This window comes from Streptomyces carminius, from assembly GCF_002794255.1.
Lineage (GTDB): Bacteria > Actinomycetota > Actinomycetes > Streptomycetales > Streptomycetaceae > Streptomyces > Streptomyces carminius.
Genome location: NZ_PGGW01000067.1, coordinates 244138 through 260381 on the forward strand (window position 1 = coordinate 244138; position 16244 = coordinate 260381).

Annotated in this window: 15 protein-coding genes; all 15 read left to right on the top strand. The window is 72.9% G+C overall.

Annotated features, from left to right (window positions below; genetic code table 11):
• The first annotated feature begins 93 nt into the window (after positions 1–93).
• Entirely contained in the window at positions 94–843 is a 750-nt protein-coding gene (pgsA, locus tag CUT44_RS34265) for a phosphatidylinositol phosphate synthase (RefSeq protein WP_100204266.1), read from the top strand.
• On the top strand, positions 840–1784 hold the full coding sequence (locus tag CUT44_RS34270; RefSeq protein ID WP_100204267.1) for a phosphatidylinositol mannoside acyltransferase: 945 nt from the start codon (positions 840–842) through the stop codon (positions 1782–1784). The genes pgsA and CUT44_RS34270 overlap by 4 nt, the downstream gene beginning before the upstream one ends.
• Positions 1781–2953, top strand: a complete 1173-nt coding sequence (locus CUT44_RS25500; protein WP_100204268.1) for a glycosyltransferase family 4 protein — start codon at positions 1781–1783, stop codon at positions 2951–2953. Before CUT44_RS34270 ends, CUT44_RS25500 begins: the two co-directional genes overlap by 4 nt.
• Before the next feature lie 30 nt (positions 2954–2983).
• Positions 2984–3544: a LemA family protein gene (locus tag CUT44_RS25505; protein WP_100204269.1), complete on the top strand. Its 561-nt coding sequence runs from the start codon at positions 2984–2986 to the stop codon at positions 3542–3544.
• A gap of 247 nt (positions 3545–3791) precedes the next feature.
• Positions 3792–4718 carry a pyridoxal 5'-phosphate synthase lyase subunit PdxS gene (gene pdxS / locus CUT44_RS25510; RefSeq protein ID WP_199185836.1) on the top strand — a complete coding sequence of 309 codons (927 nt, stop codon included), beginning with the start codon at positions 3792–3794 and terminating at the stop codon, positions 4716–4718.
• Between the two features lie 97 nt (positions 4719–4815).
• Positions 4816–5448, top strand: coding sequence for a pyridoxal 5'-phosphate synthase glutaminase subunit PdxT (gene pdxT, locus CUT44_RS25515; protein ID WP_100204271.1), 633 nt, complete (start codon positions 4816–4818; stop codon positions 5446–5448).
• Positions 5449–5505: 57 nt separating this feature from the next.
• On the top strand, positions 5506–6258 hold the full coding sequence (locus tag CUT44_RS25520) for a YebC/PmpR family DNA-binding transcriptional regulator (protein WP_100204272.1): 753 nt from the start codon (positions 5506–5508) through the stop codon (positions 6256–6258).
• Positions 6259–6406: 148 nt separating this feature from the next.
• On the top strand, positions 6407–6958 hold the full coding sequence (gene ruvC / locus CUT44_RS25525) for a crossover junction endodeoxyribonuclease RuvC (protein WP_100204273.1): 552 nt from the start codon (positions 6407–6409) through the stop codon (positions 6956–6958).
• A complete protein-coding gene (gene ruvA, locus CUT44_RS25530; RefSeq protein ID WP_100204274.1) occupies positions 6955–7587 on the top strand; it encodes a Holliday junction branch migration protein RuvA in 633 nt (210 codons plus the stop codon). The genes ruvC and ruvA overlap by 4 nt, the downstream gene beginning before the upstream one ends.
• A gap of 188 nt (positions 7588–7775) precedes the next feature.
• Positions 7776–8909, top strand: coding sequence for a Holliday junction branch migration DNA helicase RuvB (gene ruvB / locus CUT44_RS25535; RefSeq protein ID WP_233221654.1), 1134 nt, complete (start codon positions 7776–7778; stop codon positions 8907–8909).
• 164 nt (positions 8910–9073) lie between these two features.
• Positions 9074–9553, top strand: a complete 480-nt coding sequence (gene yajC / locus CUT44_RS25540) for a preprotein translocase subunit YajC (protein ID WP_100204275.1) — start codon at positions 9074–9076, stop codon at positions 9551–9553.
• A 113-nt stretch (positions 9554–9666) separates the two neighbouring features.
• On the top strand, positions 9667–11490 hold the full coding sequence (secD, locus tag CUT44_RS25545; protein ID WP_100204276.1) for a protein translocase subunit SecD: 1824 nt from the start codon (positions 9667–9669) through the stop codon (positions 11488–11490).
• A gap of 1 nt (position 11491) precedes the next feature.
• Positions 11492–12691: a protein translocase subunit SecF gene (gene secF / locus CUT44_RS25550; RefSeq protein WP_100204277.1), complete on the top strand. Its 1200-nt coding sequence runs from the start codon at positions 11492–11494 to the stop codon at positions 12689–12691.
• A gap of 5 nt (positions 12692–12696) precedes the next feature.
• Positions 12697–13257 carry an adenine phosphoribosyltransferase gene (locus CUT44_RS25555; protein ID WP_100204467.1) on the top strand — a complete coding sequence of 187 codons (561 nt, stop codon included), beginning with the start codon at positions 12697–12699 and terminating at the stop codon, positions 13255–13257.
• 266 nt (positions 13258–13523) lie between these two features.
• Complete coding sequence (locus CUT44_RS25560) at positions 13524–16115, top strand: RelA/SpoT family protein (protein WP_100204278.1); 2592 nt, start codon at positions 13524–13526, stop codon at positions 16113–16115.
• The last annotated feature ends 129 nt before the right edge of the window (positions 16116–16244 follow it).

Consider the following 16244-nt stretch of genomic DNA (forward strand, 5'->3'; position numbering starts at 1 on the left):
GTGCCCGGCCCGTGGCGGGCCGGCGGGGGCTGACTACGATGGGCCCGCCGGCGGCTCCCTGGCCACCGGCCCGCATCAACCCCCGGGAAGGCCATGCTGAACAAGTACGCGCGTGCTTTCTTCACGCGTGTCCTCACGCCGTTCGCCGCTCTGCTCCTCAGGCTGGGCGTCAGCCCGGACACGGTGACCCTCATCGGCACCGGCGGGGTCATGGCGGGAGCCCTGGTCTTCTTCCCGCGCGGCGAGTTCTTCTGGGGCGCCGTCGTCATCACGCTGTTCGTCTTCTCCGACCTGGTCGACGGCACGATGGCGCGGCAGTCGGGGCGCTCCAGCCGCTGGGGCGCCTTCCTCGACTCCACCCTGGACCGGGTCGCGGACGCGGCGGTCTTCGGCGGGATCGCGCTGTGGTACGCGGGCCGGGGCGAGGACCCGGTGCTGTGCGCGGTGGCGGTCTTCTGCCTGGCGAGCGGCCAGGTGGTGTCGTACACCAAGGCGCGCGGCGAGAGCATCGGTCTGCCGGTGAACGTCAACGGCCTGGTCGAGCGGGCCGAGCGGCTGGTGATCAGCCTGGTGTGCGCCGGGCTCGCCGGGTTCGAGGCGACCTTCGGCGTCCCGCACATCGGGATCCTGCTCCCCGTCGCCCTGTGGGTGGTCGCCGCGGGCAGCCTGGTGACGATCCTGCAGCGGATGGTGACCGTGCGCCGGGAGGCCACCGAGGCGGACGCCGCGGAGCGGGCGGGCGGGGAACGGACGGCGCCGGCGGACGGTCCGGCGGCGGGCGGGGCGTCCGGGAGCGGCACACCCGCGTCCGGCCGGAGCGGACACAGGAGCGAGAACGCGTGAAGGACCGGTTGACCGACGGCCTGTACCGGCTCGGCTGGAGCGCGGTCAGGCGGCTCCCCGAGCCCGCCGCCGCGGCCCTGGGCCGTACCGTCGCCGACGCCGCGTGGCGCCGCCGGGGCCGGGGGGTGCGGCGGCTGGAGGCCAACTACGCCCGGGTCGTGCCCGGCGCGGGGCCGCAGCGGCTGGCCGAGCTGTCCCGCGCCGGGATGCGCTCCTACCTGCGCTACTGGATGGAGTCCTTCCGGCTGCCGGTGTGGAGCGAGCGGCGCATCCGGGAGAGCGTCCACGTCGAGGACCTGGACCGGCTCACCGGCACACTCGACTCCGGCCGCGGCGTGGTACTGGCCCTGCCGCACATGGGCAACTGGGACCTGGCCGGCGCCTATCTCACCGCCGGCCTGGGCATCCCCTTCACCACCGTCGTCGAGCGGCTGGAACCGGAGTCCCTGTTCGACCGCTTCGTCGCCTACCGCGAGAGCCTGGGCATGGAGGTGCTGCCGCACACCGGCGGTGCCGCCTTCGGCACCCTGGCCCGCCGGCTGCGTGCCGGCGGGCTGGTGGCCCTGGTGGCCGACCGCGACCTGTCCGCCTCCGGGATCGAGGTGGAGTTCTTCGGCGAGCCGGCCCGGATGCCCGCCGGACCCGCCATGCTGGCCCTGCAGACCGGCGCGGCGCTGCTGCCGGCCCATCTGTGGTTCGGCGAACCGCCCGTGATGAAGGGCCGTGTCCTGCCGCCCGTCGAGGTGCCGGCCGAGGGCACCCGGCGGGAGAAGGCCGCCGCCATGACCCAGGCGATGGCCGACGGCTTCGCCGCCGGTATCGCCGAGCACCCCGAGGACTGGCACATGCTGCAGCGGCTGTGGTCGGCGGACCTGGAGCCGCGGTCCTCGGCGGCCGCCGGAGCGGTCGCCGAGACAGGCCCGGAAACGGAGAAGCGTTGAGAATCGGCATCGTCTGCCCGTACTCCTGGGACGTTCCCGGCGGCGTCCAGTTCCACATCCGGGACCTGGCGCAGCACCTGATCGACCTCGGGCACGAGGTGTCCGTCCTCGCCCCGGCCGACGACGAGACCCCCCTGCCGCCGTACGTCGTCTCCGCGGGGCGGGCCGTGCCCGTCCCGTACAACGGCTCGGTGGCCCGGCTGAACTTCGGTTTCCTGTCCGCCGCGCGCGTCCGCCGCTGGGTGCACGAGGGCGACTTCGACGTCCTGCACATCCACGAGCCCGCCACCCCCTCGCTGGCCCTGCTCGCCTGCTGGGCGGCGCAGGGGCCGATCGTGGCCACCTTCCACACCTCCAACCCGCGCTCCCGGGCGATGATCGCCGCGTACCCGATCCTCCAGCCCGCGCTGGAGAAGATCAGCGCGCGGATCGCGGTCAGCGAGTACGCCCGCCGCACCCTGGTGGAGCATCTGGGCGGGGACGCGGTCGTCATCCCCAACGGAGTGGACGTCGGCTTCTTCGCCGGCGCCGGGCCCAGGGCCGAGTGGCAGGGCCGGGACGGGGCGGACACGATCGGCTTCATAGGCCGCATCGACGAACCCCGCAAGGGCCTGCCCGTCCTGATGCGGGCCCTGCCGCGGATCCTCGCCGAACGCCCCGGCACCCGGCTGCTGGTGGCCGGGCGCGGCGACGAGAAGGAGGCCGTCGACTCCCTGCCGCGCGAGCTCCGCCGACAGGTGGAGTTCCTGGGCATGGTCGGCGACGAGGACAAGGCACGGCTGCTGCGCAGCGTCGACCTGTACGTCGCGCCCAACACCGGCGGCGAGTCCTTCGGCATCATCCTCGTCGAGGCGATGTCCGCCGGGGCCCCGGTGCTGGCCAGCGACCTCGACGCCTTCGTCCAGGTGCTGGACGGGGGAGAGGCCGGCGAGCTGTACGCCAACGAGGACGCGGACGCGCTGGCCGCCGCCGCGGTGCGGCTGCTGGCCGATCCGGCCCGCCGGACCGCGCTGCGCGAACGGGGCAGCCGCCATGTCCGCCGTTTCGACTGGCCCACCGTCGGCGCCGACATCCTCGCCGTCTACGAGACCGTCGCCGACGGAGCGGCCTCGGTGGCGCCGGACGAGCGGATCGGGCTGCGGGCCCGGCTGGGTCTGGTCAGGGACTGAGCCACTCATGAGTGACGGGGGACCGAAACCGTGACCACCACGATCATCTGGATCGCGGCGGCGCTGCTGCTCGTCGCCTGCTACCTGAGCTGGACCGCCGGGCGGCTGGACCGGCTGCACGCCCGGATCGACGCGGCCCGGGCCGCGCTGGACGCGCAGTTGCTGCGGCGTGCCTCGGTGGCCCAGGAACTGGCCACCGCCGGAGTGCTCGACCCGGCCGCGTCGATCCTGCTGTACCAGGCCGCCCATGACGCCCGGCAGGCCGAGGAGGAGCAGCGGGAGGTCGCCGAGAGCGAGCTCAGTCAGGCGCTGCGGGCGGTGTTCGCCGAGAGCGCCCAGCTGGAGGCGGTCCGGGCGGCACCGGGCGGCGAGCAGGCCGTCGAGGAGCTGACCGCCGGGGTGCGCCGGGTGCCGATGGCGCGCCGCTTCCACAACGACGCGGTACGGGCCGCCCGCGCACTGCGCCGCCACCGCAAGGTGCGCTGGTTCCGGCTGGCCGGACACGCTCCCTTCCCCCTGGCGTTCGAGATGGACGACGAGCCACCTGCCGTGCTGGCGGACCGGACGGGCTCCGGCCGTGAAGGCCACTGACTTCTGATTGGCCCTTGCGGTCCGGGCCAGTGGCCCGTTTCATCGGTTCTGTAGTACGGATCACCGAGAACTGGACCGGGTGACGGCCCCGGAGGGGAATCGAACGGACCTACGATGGGTTCACCGTACGGCCGGGCGTCCGGTCCCGCTTCCGCCCATTCCCGCCCGTTCCGTCCCGCGGTCCGGTGCCGCCCGCCGCGGGCACGTCCCCGGCCGCCGTCCCAACGTCGTCGAGTGAGGTCACATCTTGTCCAGCTTGCCCAGCACCGCTTCCAGCACGTCCGAAACCGCCCCCGCGACCGGCACCGCACGCGTCAAGCGCGGTATGGCCGAGCAGCTCAAGGGCGGCGTGATCATGGATGTCGTCACACCGGAGCAGGCGAAGATCGCCGAGGACGCCGGTGCCGTCGCGGTCATGGCCCTGGAGCGGGTGCCCGCCGACATCCGCAAGGACGGCGGGGTCGCCCGCATGTCCGACCCCGACATGATCGAGGGCATCATCGGGGCCGTCTCCATCCCCGTGATGGCCAAGTCCCGTATCGGGCACTTCGTCGAGGCCCAGGTGCTCCAGGCGCTCGGCGTGGACTACATCGACGAGTCCGAGGTCCTCACCCCGGCCGACGAGGTCAACCACAGTGACAAGTGGGCCTTCACCACGCCCTTCGTCTGCGGTGCCACCAACCTGGGCGAGGCCCTGCGCCGGATCGCCGAGGGCGCGGCCATGATCCGCTCCAAGGGCGAGGCCGGCACCGGCAACGTCGTCGAGGCCGTCCGCCACCTGCGCCAGATCAAGAACGAGATCGGCCGGCTGCGCGCGCTGGACAACAACGAGCTGTACGCCGCGGCCAAGGAGCTGCGCGCCCCGTACGAGCTGGTCAGTGAGGTCGCCGAGCTCGGCAGGCTGCCGGTCGTGCTGTTCTCCGCGGGCGGTGTGGCCACCCCGGCCGACGCCGCGCTGATGCGTCAGCTCGGTGCCGAGGGGGTCTTCGTCGGCTCGGGCATCTTCAAGTCCGGCGATCCGGCCCGGCGCGCCGCCGCCATCGTGAAGGCCACCACCTTCTACGACGACCCCAAGGTCGTCGCGGACGTGTCCCGGGGACTGGGCGAGGCCATGGTCGGCATCAACTGCGACACCCTCACCGAGGCCGAGCGCTTCGCCGGCCGGGGCTGGTGAGCGCGTCCCGCGCGATTCCGGCACGGCCCGGCGCACCGGGCGGCCCGCGCACCGCGGGCCGCCCGGTCCACCCGCGAGCATCCAGGGAGGCACACCCGTGACCGCAGGCACCACCGCGGACACCGTCACCGGCGTCACCGGTGATGTCACCGTCGGAGTCCTCGCCCTCCAGGGCGACGTACGGGAGCATCTGACCGCGCTCACCGCGGCCGGGGTCACGGCGCGGTCCGTCCGCCGCGCCGAGGAGCTGGCCGCGGTCGACGGACTGGTGATCCCCGGCGGGGAGTCCACCACGATCTCCAAGCTGGCCGCGGCCTTCGGGCTGCTGGAGCCGCTGCGCGAGCGGGTCCGCGCGGGACTGCCCGTCTACGGGTCCTGCGCGGGCATGATCATGCTCGCGGACAAGATCCTCGACCCCCGCTCCGGGCAGGAGACCGTCGGCGGCATCGACATGATCGTGCGCCGCAACGCCTTCGGCCGGCAGAACGAGTCCTTCGAGGCGGCCGTCGAGGTCGCGGGTGTGCCGGGCGGGCCGGTCGAGGGCGTCTTCATCCGCGCGCCCTGGGTGGAGTCCACCGGAGCGGAGGTGGCGGAGCTGGCGCATGTCGACGGCCACGCCGTCGCGGTGCGCCAGGGCCGGCTGCTGGCCACCGCCTTCCACCCCGAACTCACCGGGGACCACCGGGTGCACCGGCTCTTCGCGGACATGGTGCGCGCGGCGGCACGGTGATCCGGCGGTAGGATCGGCGCGTTGATTCCTCCGTCGGCGACATGAAGGAGCGAGGCTGTGTCCGGCCACTCCAAGTGGGCAACCACCAAGCACAAGAAGGCCGTGATCGATGCCAAGCGCGGCAAGCTCTTCGCCAAGCTGATCAAGAACATCGAGGTCGCGGCCCGGCTCGGCGGCGCCGATCCCGACGGCAACCCCACCCTGTACGACGCCATCCAGAAGGCGAAGAAGAGCTCGGTCCCCAACACCAACATCGATCGTGCGGTCAAGCGCGGCGCGGGCCTGGAGGCCGGCGGCGCCGAGTACCAGACGATCATGTACGAGGGGTACGGCCCCAACGGGGTGGCGGTCCTGATCGAGTGCCTCACCGACAACCGCAACCGCGCCGCCTCCGACGTGCGTGTCGCCATGACCCGCAACGGCGGCTCCATGGCCGATCCCGGCTCGGTGTCGTACCTGTTCAACCGCAAGGGCGTGGTCATCGTCCCCAAGGGGGAGCTGTCCGAGGACGACGTGCTGGCTGCCGTGCTGGACGCGGGCGCCGAGGAGGTCAACGACCTCGGTGAGAGCTTCGAGGTCGTCAGCGAGCCCGGCGATCTGGTCGCGGTGCGCACCGCCCTGCAGGAGGCGGGCATCGACTACGACTCGGCGGACGCCAACTTCGTGCCCACCATGCAGGTGGAGCTGGACGAGGAGGGCGCGCGCAGGATCTTCAAGCTCATCGACGCCCTGGAGGACAGCGACGACGTGCAGAACGTCTTCGCCAACTTCGACGTGTCCGACGAGGTCATGGCGAAGGTCGACGCCTGACCCGGGCCCGGCCCGGACCCGCTCCCAGCCGGGTCCCCGTCCGTTTCCCCGCCCGTCCTGCCGGCCGCCTCCGCCGGTGCTGTCGGTGGCGGCCGGTAGCCTGCGGGAACAGCTGACCGAACGACCAGGTGGACGAGAGGGGGCCGCGGTGCGTGTGCTCGGCGTGGATCCGGGGCTGACCCGCTGCGGCATCGGCGTGGTGGAGGGGGTCCCGGGCCGTCCGCTGCGGATGGCCGGGGTCGGGGTCGTCCGCACCTCCGCCGACGCCGAGACCGCGGAGCGGCTGGTGGTCGTCGAGCGCGGCATCGAGGAGTGGCTGGAGGAGCACCGGCCCGACGCCGTCGCCGTGGAGCGGGTCTTCAGCCAGCACAACGTCCGCACCGTGATGGGCACCGCGCAGGCCAGCGCGGTCGCCATGCTCTGCGCGGCCCGGCGCGGACTGCCCGTCGCCCTGCACACCCCCAGCGAGGTCAAGGCCGCCGTCACCGGCAGCGGCCGGGCGGGCAAGGAGCAGGTCGGCGCGATGGTGACCAGACTGCTGCGGCTGGACGCCCCGCCGAAACCGGCCGACGCCGCCGACGCCCTGGCCCTGGCCATCTGCCACATCTGGCGCGCCCCCGCGCAGCACCGGCTCCAGCAGGCGCGCCTGCGGGCCCGTGCCGCCGCACCGGCCGTACGCACCCCGAGGGGCACCCGATGATCGCCTTCGTCTCCGGACCGGTCGCCGTCCTCACCCCGGACACCGCGGTGATCGAGGTGGGCGGGATCGGTATGGCCGTCCACTGCACCCCCGGCACCCTGGCCGGACTGCGGACCGGCCGGCCCGCCCGGCTGGCCACCTCGCTGGTCGTCCGGGAGGACTCGCTCACGCTGTACGGCTTCGCCGACGACGACGAACGGCAGGTCTTCGAACTGCTCCAGACCGCCAGCGGAGTGGGACCGAGGCTGGCCCAGGCGATGCTCGCCGTGCACAGCCCCGACGCGCTGCGGCTGGCGGTCTCCACCGGTGACGAGAAGGCGCTCACCGCCGTGCCCGGCATCGGGAAGAAGGGGGCGCAGAAGCTGCTGCTGGAGCTGCGGGACCGGCTCGGCGAACCGGTGGGCACCGGTACCGCGGCGGCCTCCCGCGGCGCGGGCGCCGCCGCTCCGCCCGGCTGGCGCGAGCAGTTGCACGCCGCCCTGGTCGGGCTCGGCTACGCGCCCCGTGAGGCGGAGGACGCGGTCGCCGCCGTGGCCCCGCAGGCCGAGGCGGCGCTCGCCGGGGGAGACAGCCCGCAGGTGCCCCGGCTGCTGCGGGCCGCCCTGCAGACCCTGAACCGCGCACGCTGAGCCGCCCGCGGCCGCCCGGCGGACCGGCAGACGAGAAGACCGGCAGACGAGAAGACCGACGAGAGACCGACGATGACGCCGCACTCCCCGCCCTCCGCCCCTCTTCCCGGCCGTCTGCCGGACCAGGCGCCACACCTGGCGCCGCCCGCCCCCCACGGCCCGGTGGCCGGCACGGGGAGGCGGTCCGTATGACCCCGGACGAGTACGGCAGGCACGACGAGCGCGACGAGCACGACGAGCAGGCCTACGGGCCGTCCGGTGCCGCCGACGGCGCCGAGCGCCTGGTGGGCGCCGCCGCGGACTCCGAGGACACCGCCGTCGAGGCGGCTCTGCGCCCCAAGGACCTGGCGGAGTTCATCGGTCAGCCCAAGGTGCGCGAGCAACTGGACCTGGTGCTGCGCGCCGCCCGGGCCCGCGGCGGCACCGCCGACCACGTACTGCTCTCCGGCGCCCCCGGGCTCGGCAAGACCACCCTTTCCATGATCATCGCCGCGGAGATGGGCGCGCCCATCCGGATCACCTCCGGACCGGCCATCCAGCACGCCGGGGACCTGGCCGCGATCCTGTCCTCCCTCACCGAGGGCGAGGTGCTCTTCCTCGACGAGATCCACCGGATGTCCCGGCCCGCCGAGGAGATGCTCTACATGGCGATGGAGGACTTCCGGGTCGACGTCATCGTCGGCAAGGGGCCCGGGGCCACCGCCATCCCCCTGGAACTGCCGCCCTTCACCCTGGTGGGCGCCACCACCCGGGCCGGGCTGTTGCCGCCGCCGCTGCGCGACCGCTTCGGCTTCACCGCCCACATGGAGTTCTACGAGCCGGCCGAGCTGGAACGGGTGGTCCACCGCTCCGCCCTGCTGCTGGACGTGGAGGTGGATGCCGAGGGCGCCGCCGAGATCGCCGGGCGTTCCCGCGGCACCCCCCGTATCGCCAACCGGCTGCTGCGCCGGGTGCGGGACTTCGCCCAGGTCAAGGCGGACGGTGTGATCACCAGGGAGATCGCCGCGCGGGCGCTGGCGGTCTACGAGGTGGACGGCAGAGGGCTGGACCGGCTGGACCGGGCGGTACTCGACGCCCTGCTCAGACTGTTCGGCGGCGGGCCGGTGGGACTGTCCACCCTGGCCGTCGCGGTGGGGGAGGAGCGCGAGACCGTCGAGGAGGTCGCCGAACCGTTCCTCGTCCGCGAGGGACTGCTGGCCCGTACCCCCCGCGGCCGGGTCGCCACCCCCGCCGCCTGGGCCCACCTGGGCCTCACTCCGCCCCAGCAGTCACCGCCGCCGGCACCGGGCGGACCGGGGCAGCGGGGACTGTTCGGCGGGTGAGGGCACAGCGGGTCGTCCGGAGCGGAACCCCGGTGCCATGCTTGACGTTGTTCCCCAGGCGCGGGCTCGCTTAGACTCCGCCGATGCCTTCCGTCCCGGACGGCATGACCACCCCCGAAGACCAGGCCGCCGAGCAGGCGGTCGTGTGAAGGAAACCTTCCGCCGTGGACATCATCACTCTCCTCCCCTTCGTCGTACTCATCGGGGCCATGTTCCTGATGACGCGGTCGGCCAAGAAGAAGCAGCAGCAGGCCGCGCAGATGCGAGACCAGATGCAGCCGGGTACCGGTGTGCGGACCATCGGCGGCATGTACGCGTTGGTGAAGGAGGTCCACGCCGACACGGTTCTCCTGGAGGTCGCGCCGGGAGTGCCCGCCGTCTACGCCAAGAACGCCATCGGCGCCGTTCTGGAGGCCGACGAGTACGACCGCATCGTCAACGGTGACCCGGAGCCGGACGACGACGCCCCGGCGGTCCCGGACGACGCCTCCTCGCTGACCGCCGGCGACGCGGGCGGGCCGAGCCTGAGCAAGACGGACGGCACCCCCGCCGGCGACCCCGTCGTCGCCCCCGCCGACGACGCGGAGCCCGAGGGCGCGGAGGCCAAGGACGCCAAGCGGGACGGAGACGCCGACTCCAGGTAGCCGCTCCGCCGCCGGTCCCACCGGGCCCGGCGGCGCCGCATGTCCTCACGACCACTTCGCACGCCGCACGGCGACCAACGGGCGCGGGCGGCTGGACAGGGAGATCAGAGAAGGTGGCAGCACCGAAGAAAGGCCGCAGAGCCCCGGGCTCCCAGGGGCGGCCGTGGCGCGCCCTGATGGTCCTTCTGGTGAGCACGGTGGCGCTCACCGGAGGGATGTTCCTCTCCGGGCACACCACGCCCCGCCTGGGCATCGACCTCGCCGGCGGCACCAGCATCACGCTCACCGCGAAGAGCGAGCCCGGCAAGGAAAACGCGATCAACGAGACCAACATGAACACCGCCGTCTCCATCATGGAGCGGCGGGTCAACGGTCTGGGTGTCGCCGAGGCAGAGGTACGGACCCAGGGTGACGAGAACATCGTCATCAACATCCCGCGGGGCACCGACGAGAAGCAGGCCCGTGACCAGGTCGGCACCACGGCCCAGCTCGCGTTCCGCCCGGTGCTCTCCCTCGCCCCCGCGGCCCCGCCCCAGGCCGAGCCCACGGCCGAGCCCACGGCGAGTCCGTCGGGCAGCCCGTCGAGCGGTGCCGGGGCGGACGAGGAGGCGCGGGACGGCGAGAAGGACGAGAAGACCGACGAGCCCTCCGCCACCTCCTCGTCCAGTCCTCCCGACCAGGGCCGTGCCGTCACCGACGACCTGAAGGCCGACGCCTCCGAGACCCCTGAGGCGTCCGCACCCGCGGACGACCCCGCGGCCTCCCCCGGGACCACCGAGCCGGCCGAGGGCACCGAGGACCCGGCGGCGCCGGACGCCGGCGTCCCCGCCGACCTGCAGAAGAAGCTCGACGCGCTGGACTGCTCCACCCAGGAGAAGCAGGCCGAGGCCGGCCGGGAGGCCGGCCTGGCGAAGGACTCCGAGTCGGTCGTGGCCTGTGACGAGAGCGGCCAGTTCAAGTACGCGCTCGGCCCGGTGGCCGTCCCCGGCACCGATGTCACGGACGCCGCGTCCGTCTTCGACGACCAGCGGGGCCAGGGCTGGATCGTCACCATGGAGTTCGACAAGGACGGCGCCGAGAAGTTCGCCGACATCACCGAGCAGCTCTCCACCCAGACCGAGCCGCGCAACCAGTTCGCGATCGTGCTCGACGGCGAGGTCGTCTCCGCGCCCCGGGTCTCCGAGCGCCTCGGCGGCGGCAGCGCCGAGATCTCCGGCAGCTTCAACCAGCAGTCCTCCGAGGAACTGGCCAACATCCTCTCCTACGGCGCCCTGCCGCTGAGCTTCGAGGAGAGCAACGTCACCACGATCTCGCCCACGCTCGGCTCCGAGCAGCTCAAGGCGGGTCTGATCGCCGGCGCCATCGGCCTGGCGCTGGTCATCGTCTACCTGATCTTCTACTACCGGGTGCTGGGACTGGTCGCGATCACCAGCCTGGTGGCCGCGGCCATCCTGACCTACGCGGTCATGACCCTGCTGGGCCCGGCCATCGGCTTCGCGCTGAGCCTGCCGGCCATCTGCGGCGCCATCGTGGCCATCGGCATCACCGCGGACTCCTTCATCGTCTACTTCGAGAGGATCCGGGACGAGATCAGGGAGGGCCGCAGCATCCGGGCCGCCTTCCAGCGGGCCTGGCCGAGCGCCCGGCGGACCATCCTGGTCTCCGACCTCGTCTCGATCATCGCCGCGACCGTGCTGTTCATCGTCTCGGTCGGCTCGGTGCAGGGCTTCGCCTTCGTGCTCGGCCTGACCACCGCCCTGGACCTGGCCATCGTCTTCCTGCTGACCAAGCCGCTGATGACGATCATGGCCGGCCGGAAGTTCTTCGTCAGCGGCCACCCGTGGTCCGGGCTCGACCCGAAACGGCTCGGCGTCACACCGCCGCTGCGCCGGGGCCGCCGTACGGCCGCCGCCCCCGCCGAACCGAAGGAGGCCTGAGATGTCGCGATTCGGCGAACTCGGAGGCAAGCTGTACCGCGGAGAGGCCAGCTACGACTTCGTCGGCCGGCGGAAGCTCTGGTACGGCGTCACCCTCCTGCTGGTGGTGATCTCGCTGACCGGCCTCGGCATCCGCGGGCTCTTCATGGGCATCGAGTTCCAGGGCGGCGCCGTCTTCACCACCCCGCCCTCCGTCGAGATGTCCACGGAGGAGGCGCGGGAGACCGCCCTGGAGGCGTCCGGGAACGAGGCCCGCGTCCAGGAACTGGGCAACGGGGCGCTGCGCATCCAGGTGACGGGACTGGACACCGAGCAGTCCGAGGAGACCCGGGCGGCCCTGGCCGACGAGCTCGGCCTGGAGACCCAGAAGCTGGACACCGAGCTGGTCGGGCCGAGCTGGGGCGACCAGATGAGCAGCAAGGCCATCCAGGGCCTGGCCGTCTTCATCGTGCTGGTGAGCGTCTATCTGGCCGTCGCCTTCGAGTGGCGGATGGCGGTGGGCGCCATGGTCGCCCTGATGCACGACCTGATCGTCACCATCGGCGTCTACGCCATCGTCGGCTTCGAGGTGACCCCGGGCACGGTGGTCGGCATCCTGACCATCCTCAGCTACTCGCTGTACGACACGGTGGTGGTCTTCGACAAGGTCAAGGAGAAGACCCAGGGTGTGCTCAAGCAGAACCGCCACACCTACGGCGAGCTGGCCAACCTCGGCATCAACGCCACGGTGGTCCGCTCCGTCAACACCTCGGTGGTGGCGCTGCTCCCGGTGGCGGCCCTGCTGTTCATCGGTACCGGCCTGCTCGGCGGCGGCATGCTCAAGGACATCTCGCTGTCGCTGTTCATCGGTCTGACCGCCGGTACGTTCTCCTCGATCTTCATCGCCACCCCGGTCGTGGCGGACCTCAAGCTCCGGGAGCCGGAGATCAGGGCGCACGACCGGCGGGTGCTGGCCAAGCGTGCCAAGGGCGGCGCGGACGGCACGGACGGCGAGAGCGCCGAGGAGACCGGCGGCGCGGGGGAGACCGTACCGGACGCCCGTTCCGGCGGGGACGGCGCCGACGGTGTCCCGGCTCCCGCGGCCTCGGCGGCCGGTGCCCCGGCCCCGGCCGTGGGCGGTCCCGCCCCCCAGCGCCCCCGTCCGCCGGCCTCCCGCGGCGGTGGCCGGGGCCGGGGCCGTTCCTCCGGACGGCGGCGGTGAGGCCGGTGGCCACCACCGCCCCCGGCGCCGGGGAACTGCGCGAGCTGCTGGCGGGCCGGATCCGCGATGTGCCCGACTACCCCGAGCCGGGTGTCCTGTTCAAGGACATCACCCCGCTGCTGGCGGACCCGGAGGCGTTCGGCGCCCTCACCGGGGTCCTGGCCGGTCTGTGCCGGGAGCGCGGGGCCACCAAGGTGGTGGGGCTGGAGGCACGCGGCTTCATCCTGGCCGCCCCGGCGGCGGTACGGGCCGGCCTCGGTTTCATCCCCGTCCGCAAGGCGGGCAAGCTGCCCGGCGCCACCCTGTCGCAGGCGTACGAGCTGGAGTACGGGAGCGCGGAGATCGAGATCCACGCCGAGGACCTCGTGCCCGACGACCGGGTGCTGGTGATCGACGACGTGCTGGCCACCGGCGGCACCGCCGAGGCCTCGCTGCGCCTCATCCGCCGCACGGGGGCGCGGGTCGCCGGGGTGGCCGTGCTGATGGAGCTGAGCTTCCTGCCCGGCCGGGCCCGGCTGGAGGCCGCGTTGGAGGGTGCCCCGCTGGACGTGGTGCTCACCGTCTGAGCCGCCGCCCGCGCGGCGGCCGTACGGCGCACAACCGCTGCGCCCGGCTCCGGGAGGGGGCCGTCCGGGGAACACCCGGACGGCCCCCTCTCCGGTTCTCGCGGTTCCCCGGGTGTGCCCGGTCCCCGCCCCCGGCGGGCGTCCGGTCCGCCCGCGGACCGGGGTCGATACCATGGCAGTCCGGCCACCCGTTCCCGGCCGGAACCTCTCTCCTCGTCCCGTCACCCTGTCACCGGACGAGGAGGGACCCACCGAGGAGTTGCCCCTTGCCAGACGAGGCCCAGCCGCTCACCGCAGCGCAGCAGCAGGACGCCAGGCCGGCGAAGCCCTCCGGGGCGAACGGCGCGGCCGCCGGGCCGGGCGGTGCCGCCGCGCCTCCGCAGGCCCCCGCCGCGGCGCCGGGCCGCACGGGCGCGTCCGCGCAGCCGGGCGGGAAGCGCGGGAGCCGTGGTGACCGCGACGACGGCGGGCAGCGCAGGGACGGCGGAGACCGCGGGAACACACCCCCGAAGGACGCCGGGCGGGAGAAGAATCCGGCCACCCGCGCCGTCTCCGGCGTCTCCGGCCGTTCGGGCTCCTCCAACCGGGTCCGCGCCCGGCTGGCCCGGCTCGGCGTCCAGCGCTCCAGCCCCTACAACCCGGTCCTGGAGCCGCTGCTGCGGATCGTCCGGGGCAACGACCCCAAGGCCGACACCGCCACCCTGCGCCGGATCGAGCAGGCCTACCAGGTCGCCGAGCGCTGGCACCGCGGGCAGAAGCGCAAGAGCGGCGACCCGTACATCACCCATCCGCTGGCGGTCACCACCATCCTCGCCGAGCTGGGCATGGACCCGGCCACCCTGATGGCGGGACTGCTGCACGACACGGTCGAGGACACCGAGTACGGCCTGGAGTCGCTGCGCGCCGACTTCGGCGACCAGGTGGCCCTGCTCGTGGACGGCGTTACCAAGCTCGACAAGGTCAGGTTCGGCGAGGCCGCCCAGGCGGAGACGGTCCGCAAGATGGTCGTCGCGATGGCCAGGGACCCGCGGGTACTGGTCATCAAGCTCGCGGACCGTCTGCACAACATGCGCACCATGCGCTACCTCAAGCGGGAGAAGCAGGAGCAGAAGGCCCGCGAGACCCTGGAGATCTACGCGCCGCTCGCCCACCGCCTGGGCATGAACACCATCAAGTGGGAGCTGGAGGACCTCGCCTTCGCGATCCTCTACCCCAAGATGTACGACGAGATCGTGCGGCTGGTGGCCGAGCGCGCGCCCAAGCGGGACGAGTACCTGGCCACCGTCATCGACGAGGTGCAGGCCGACCTGCGCGGCGCCCGCATCAAGGCGACCGTCACCGGCCGCCCCAAGCACTACTACAGCGTCTACCAGAAGATGATCGTGCGGGGCCGCGACTTCGCCGAGATCTACGACCTGGTGGGCATCCGCGTCCTGGTCGACACCGTCCGCGACTGCTACGCGGCGCTGGGGACCGTCCACGCCCGGTGGAACCCGGTGCCCGGGCGGTTCAAGGACTACATCGCGATGCCCAAGTTCAACATGTACCAGTCGCTGCACACGACGGTCATCGGCCCGGGCGGCAAGCCGGTCGAGCTGCAGATCCGCACCTACGACATGCACCGCCGCGCCGAGTACGGCATCGCCGCGCACTGGAAGTACAAGCAGGAGGCGGTGGCCGGGGCCTCCAAGGTCCGCACCGACGCGCCCGCGAGGAAGGGCGACGCCGTCAACGACATGGCGTGGCTGCGGCAGCTGCTGGACTGGCAGAAGGAGACCGAGGACCCCGGCGAGTTCCTGGAGTCGCTGCGCTTCGACCTCTCCCGCAACGAGGTCTTCGTCTTCACCCCCAAGGGCGATGTGATCGCCCTCCCGGCGGGCGCCACCCCGGTGGACTTCGCCTACGCCGTCCACACCGAGGTCGGCCACCGCACCATCGGCGCGCGGGTCAACGGGCGGCTCGTCCCGCTGGAGTCCACGCTCGACAACGGCGACCTGGTGGAGGTCTTCACCTCCAAGTCGCCCGGTGCCGGCCCGTCCCGCGACTGGCTGGGCTTCGTCAAGTCGCCCCGGGCCCGCAACAAGATCCGTGCCTGGTTCTCCAAGGAGCGCCGCGAGGAGGCCATCGAGCAGGGCAAGGAAGCCATCGTGCGGGCCATGCGCAAGCAGAACCTGCCGATCCAGCGCATCCTCACCGGCGACTCCCTGGTCACCCTGGCGCACGAGATGCGCTACCCCGACATCTCGGCGCTGTACGCCGCGATCGGCGAGAACCACGTCTCCGCGCAGAGCGTCGTCCAGAAGCTCATCTCGGCCATCGGCGGGGAGGAGGCGGCCAACGAGGACATCGCCGAGACCGCGCCGCCGCTGCGCAGGCGCGCCAAGCGCCGTTCCAGCGCCGATCCGGGCGTGGTCGTCAAGGGCGTGGACGACGTGTGGGTCAAGCTGGCCCGGTGCTGCACGCCCGTGCCCGGTGACCCGATCATCGGTTTCGTCACCCGCGGCAACGGGGTGTCCGTCCACCGCGCCGACTGCGTCAACGTCGACTCGCTCTCCCGCGAGCCGGAGCGCATCCTCGACGTGGAGTGGGCGCCCACCCAGTCCTCGGTCTTCCTGGTCGCCATCCAGGTCGAGGCGCTGGACCGCTCCCGGCTGCTGTCGGACGTCACCCGGGTGCTGTCCGACCAGCACGTCAACATCCTCTCGGCGGCCGTCCAGACCTCCCGGGACCGGGTGGCGACCTCCCGCTTCACCTTCGAGATGGGCGATCCCAAGCACCTGGGCCATGTGCTGAAGGCGGTACGCGGGGTGGAGGGCGTCTACGACGTGTACCGCGTCACCTCGGCCCGCAGGTCCTAGTTCCGCTGCCCGGTCGCCCGAGCGCCCGGGCAGCGAGAGCGGGATCACGCAGCGTCCGGCGGGCCGGGGCACCGTCGCGAGCCGGTCCGTGCGGCACGCGCAGGCGCCGCACGAGCTGTGGGCGGTCCG

Bases quoted from the DNA above. Each gene is read 5' to 3' on its own strand.
- ruvB (WP_233221654.1), top strand. From the start codon at position 7,776: ATGACCCCGGACGAGTACGGCAGGCACGACGAGCGCGACGAGCACGAC.
- ruvA (WP_100204274.1), top strand. From the start codon at position 6,955: ATGATCGCCTTCGTCTCCGGACCGGTCGCCGTCCTCACCCCGGACACC.
- secF (WP_100204277.1), top strand. From the start codon at position 11,492: ATGTCGCGATTCGGCGAACTCGGAGGCAAGCTGTACCGCGGAGAGGCC.
- pgsA (WP_100204266.1), top strand. From the start codon at position 94: ATGCTGAACAAGTACGCGCGTGCTTTCTTCACGCGTGTCCTCACGCCG.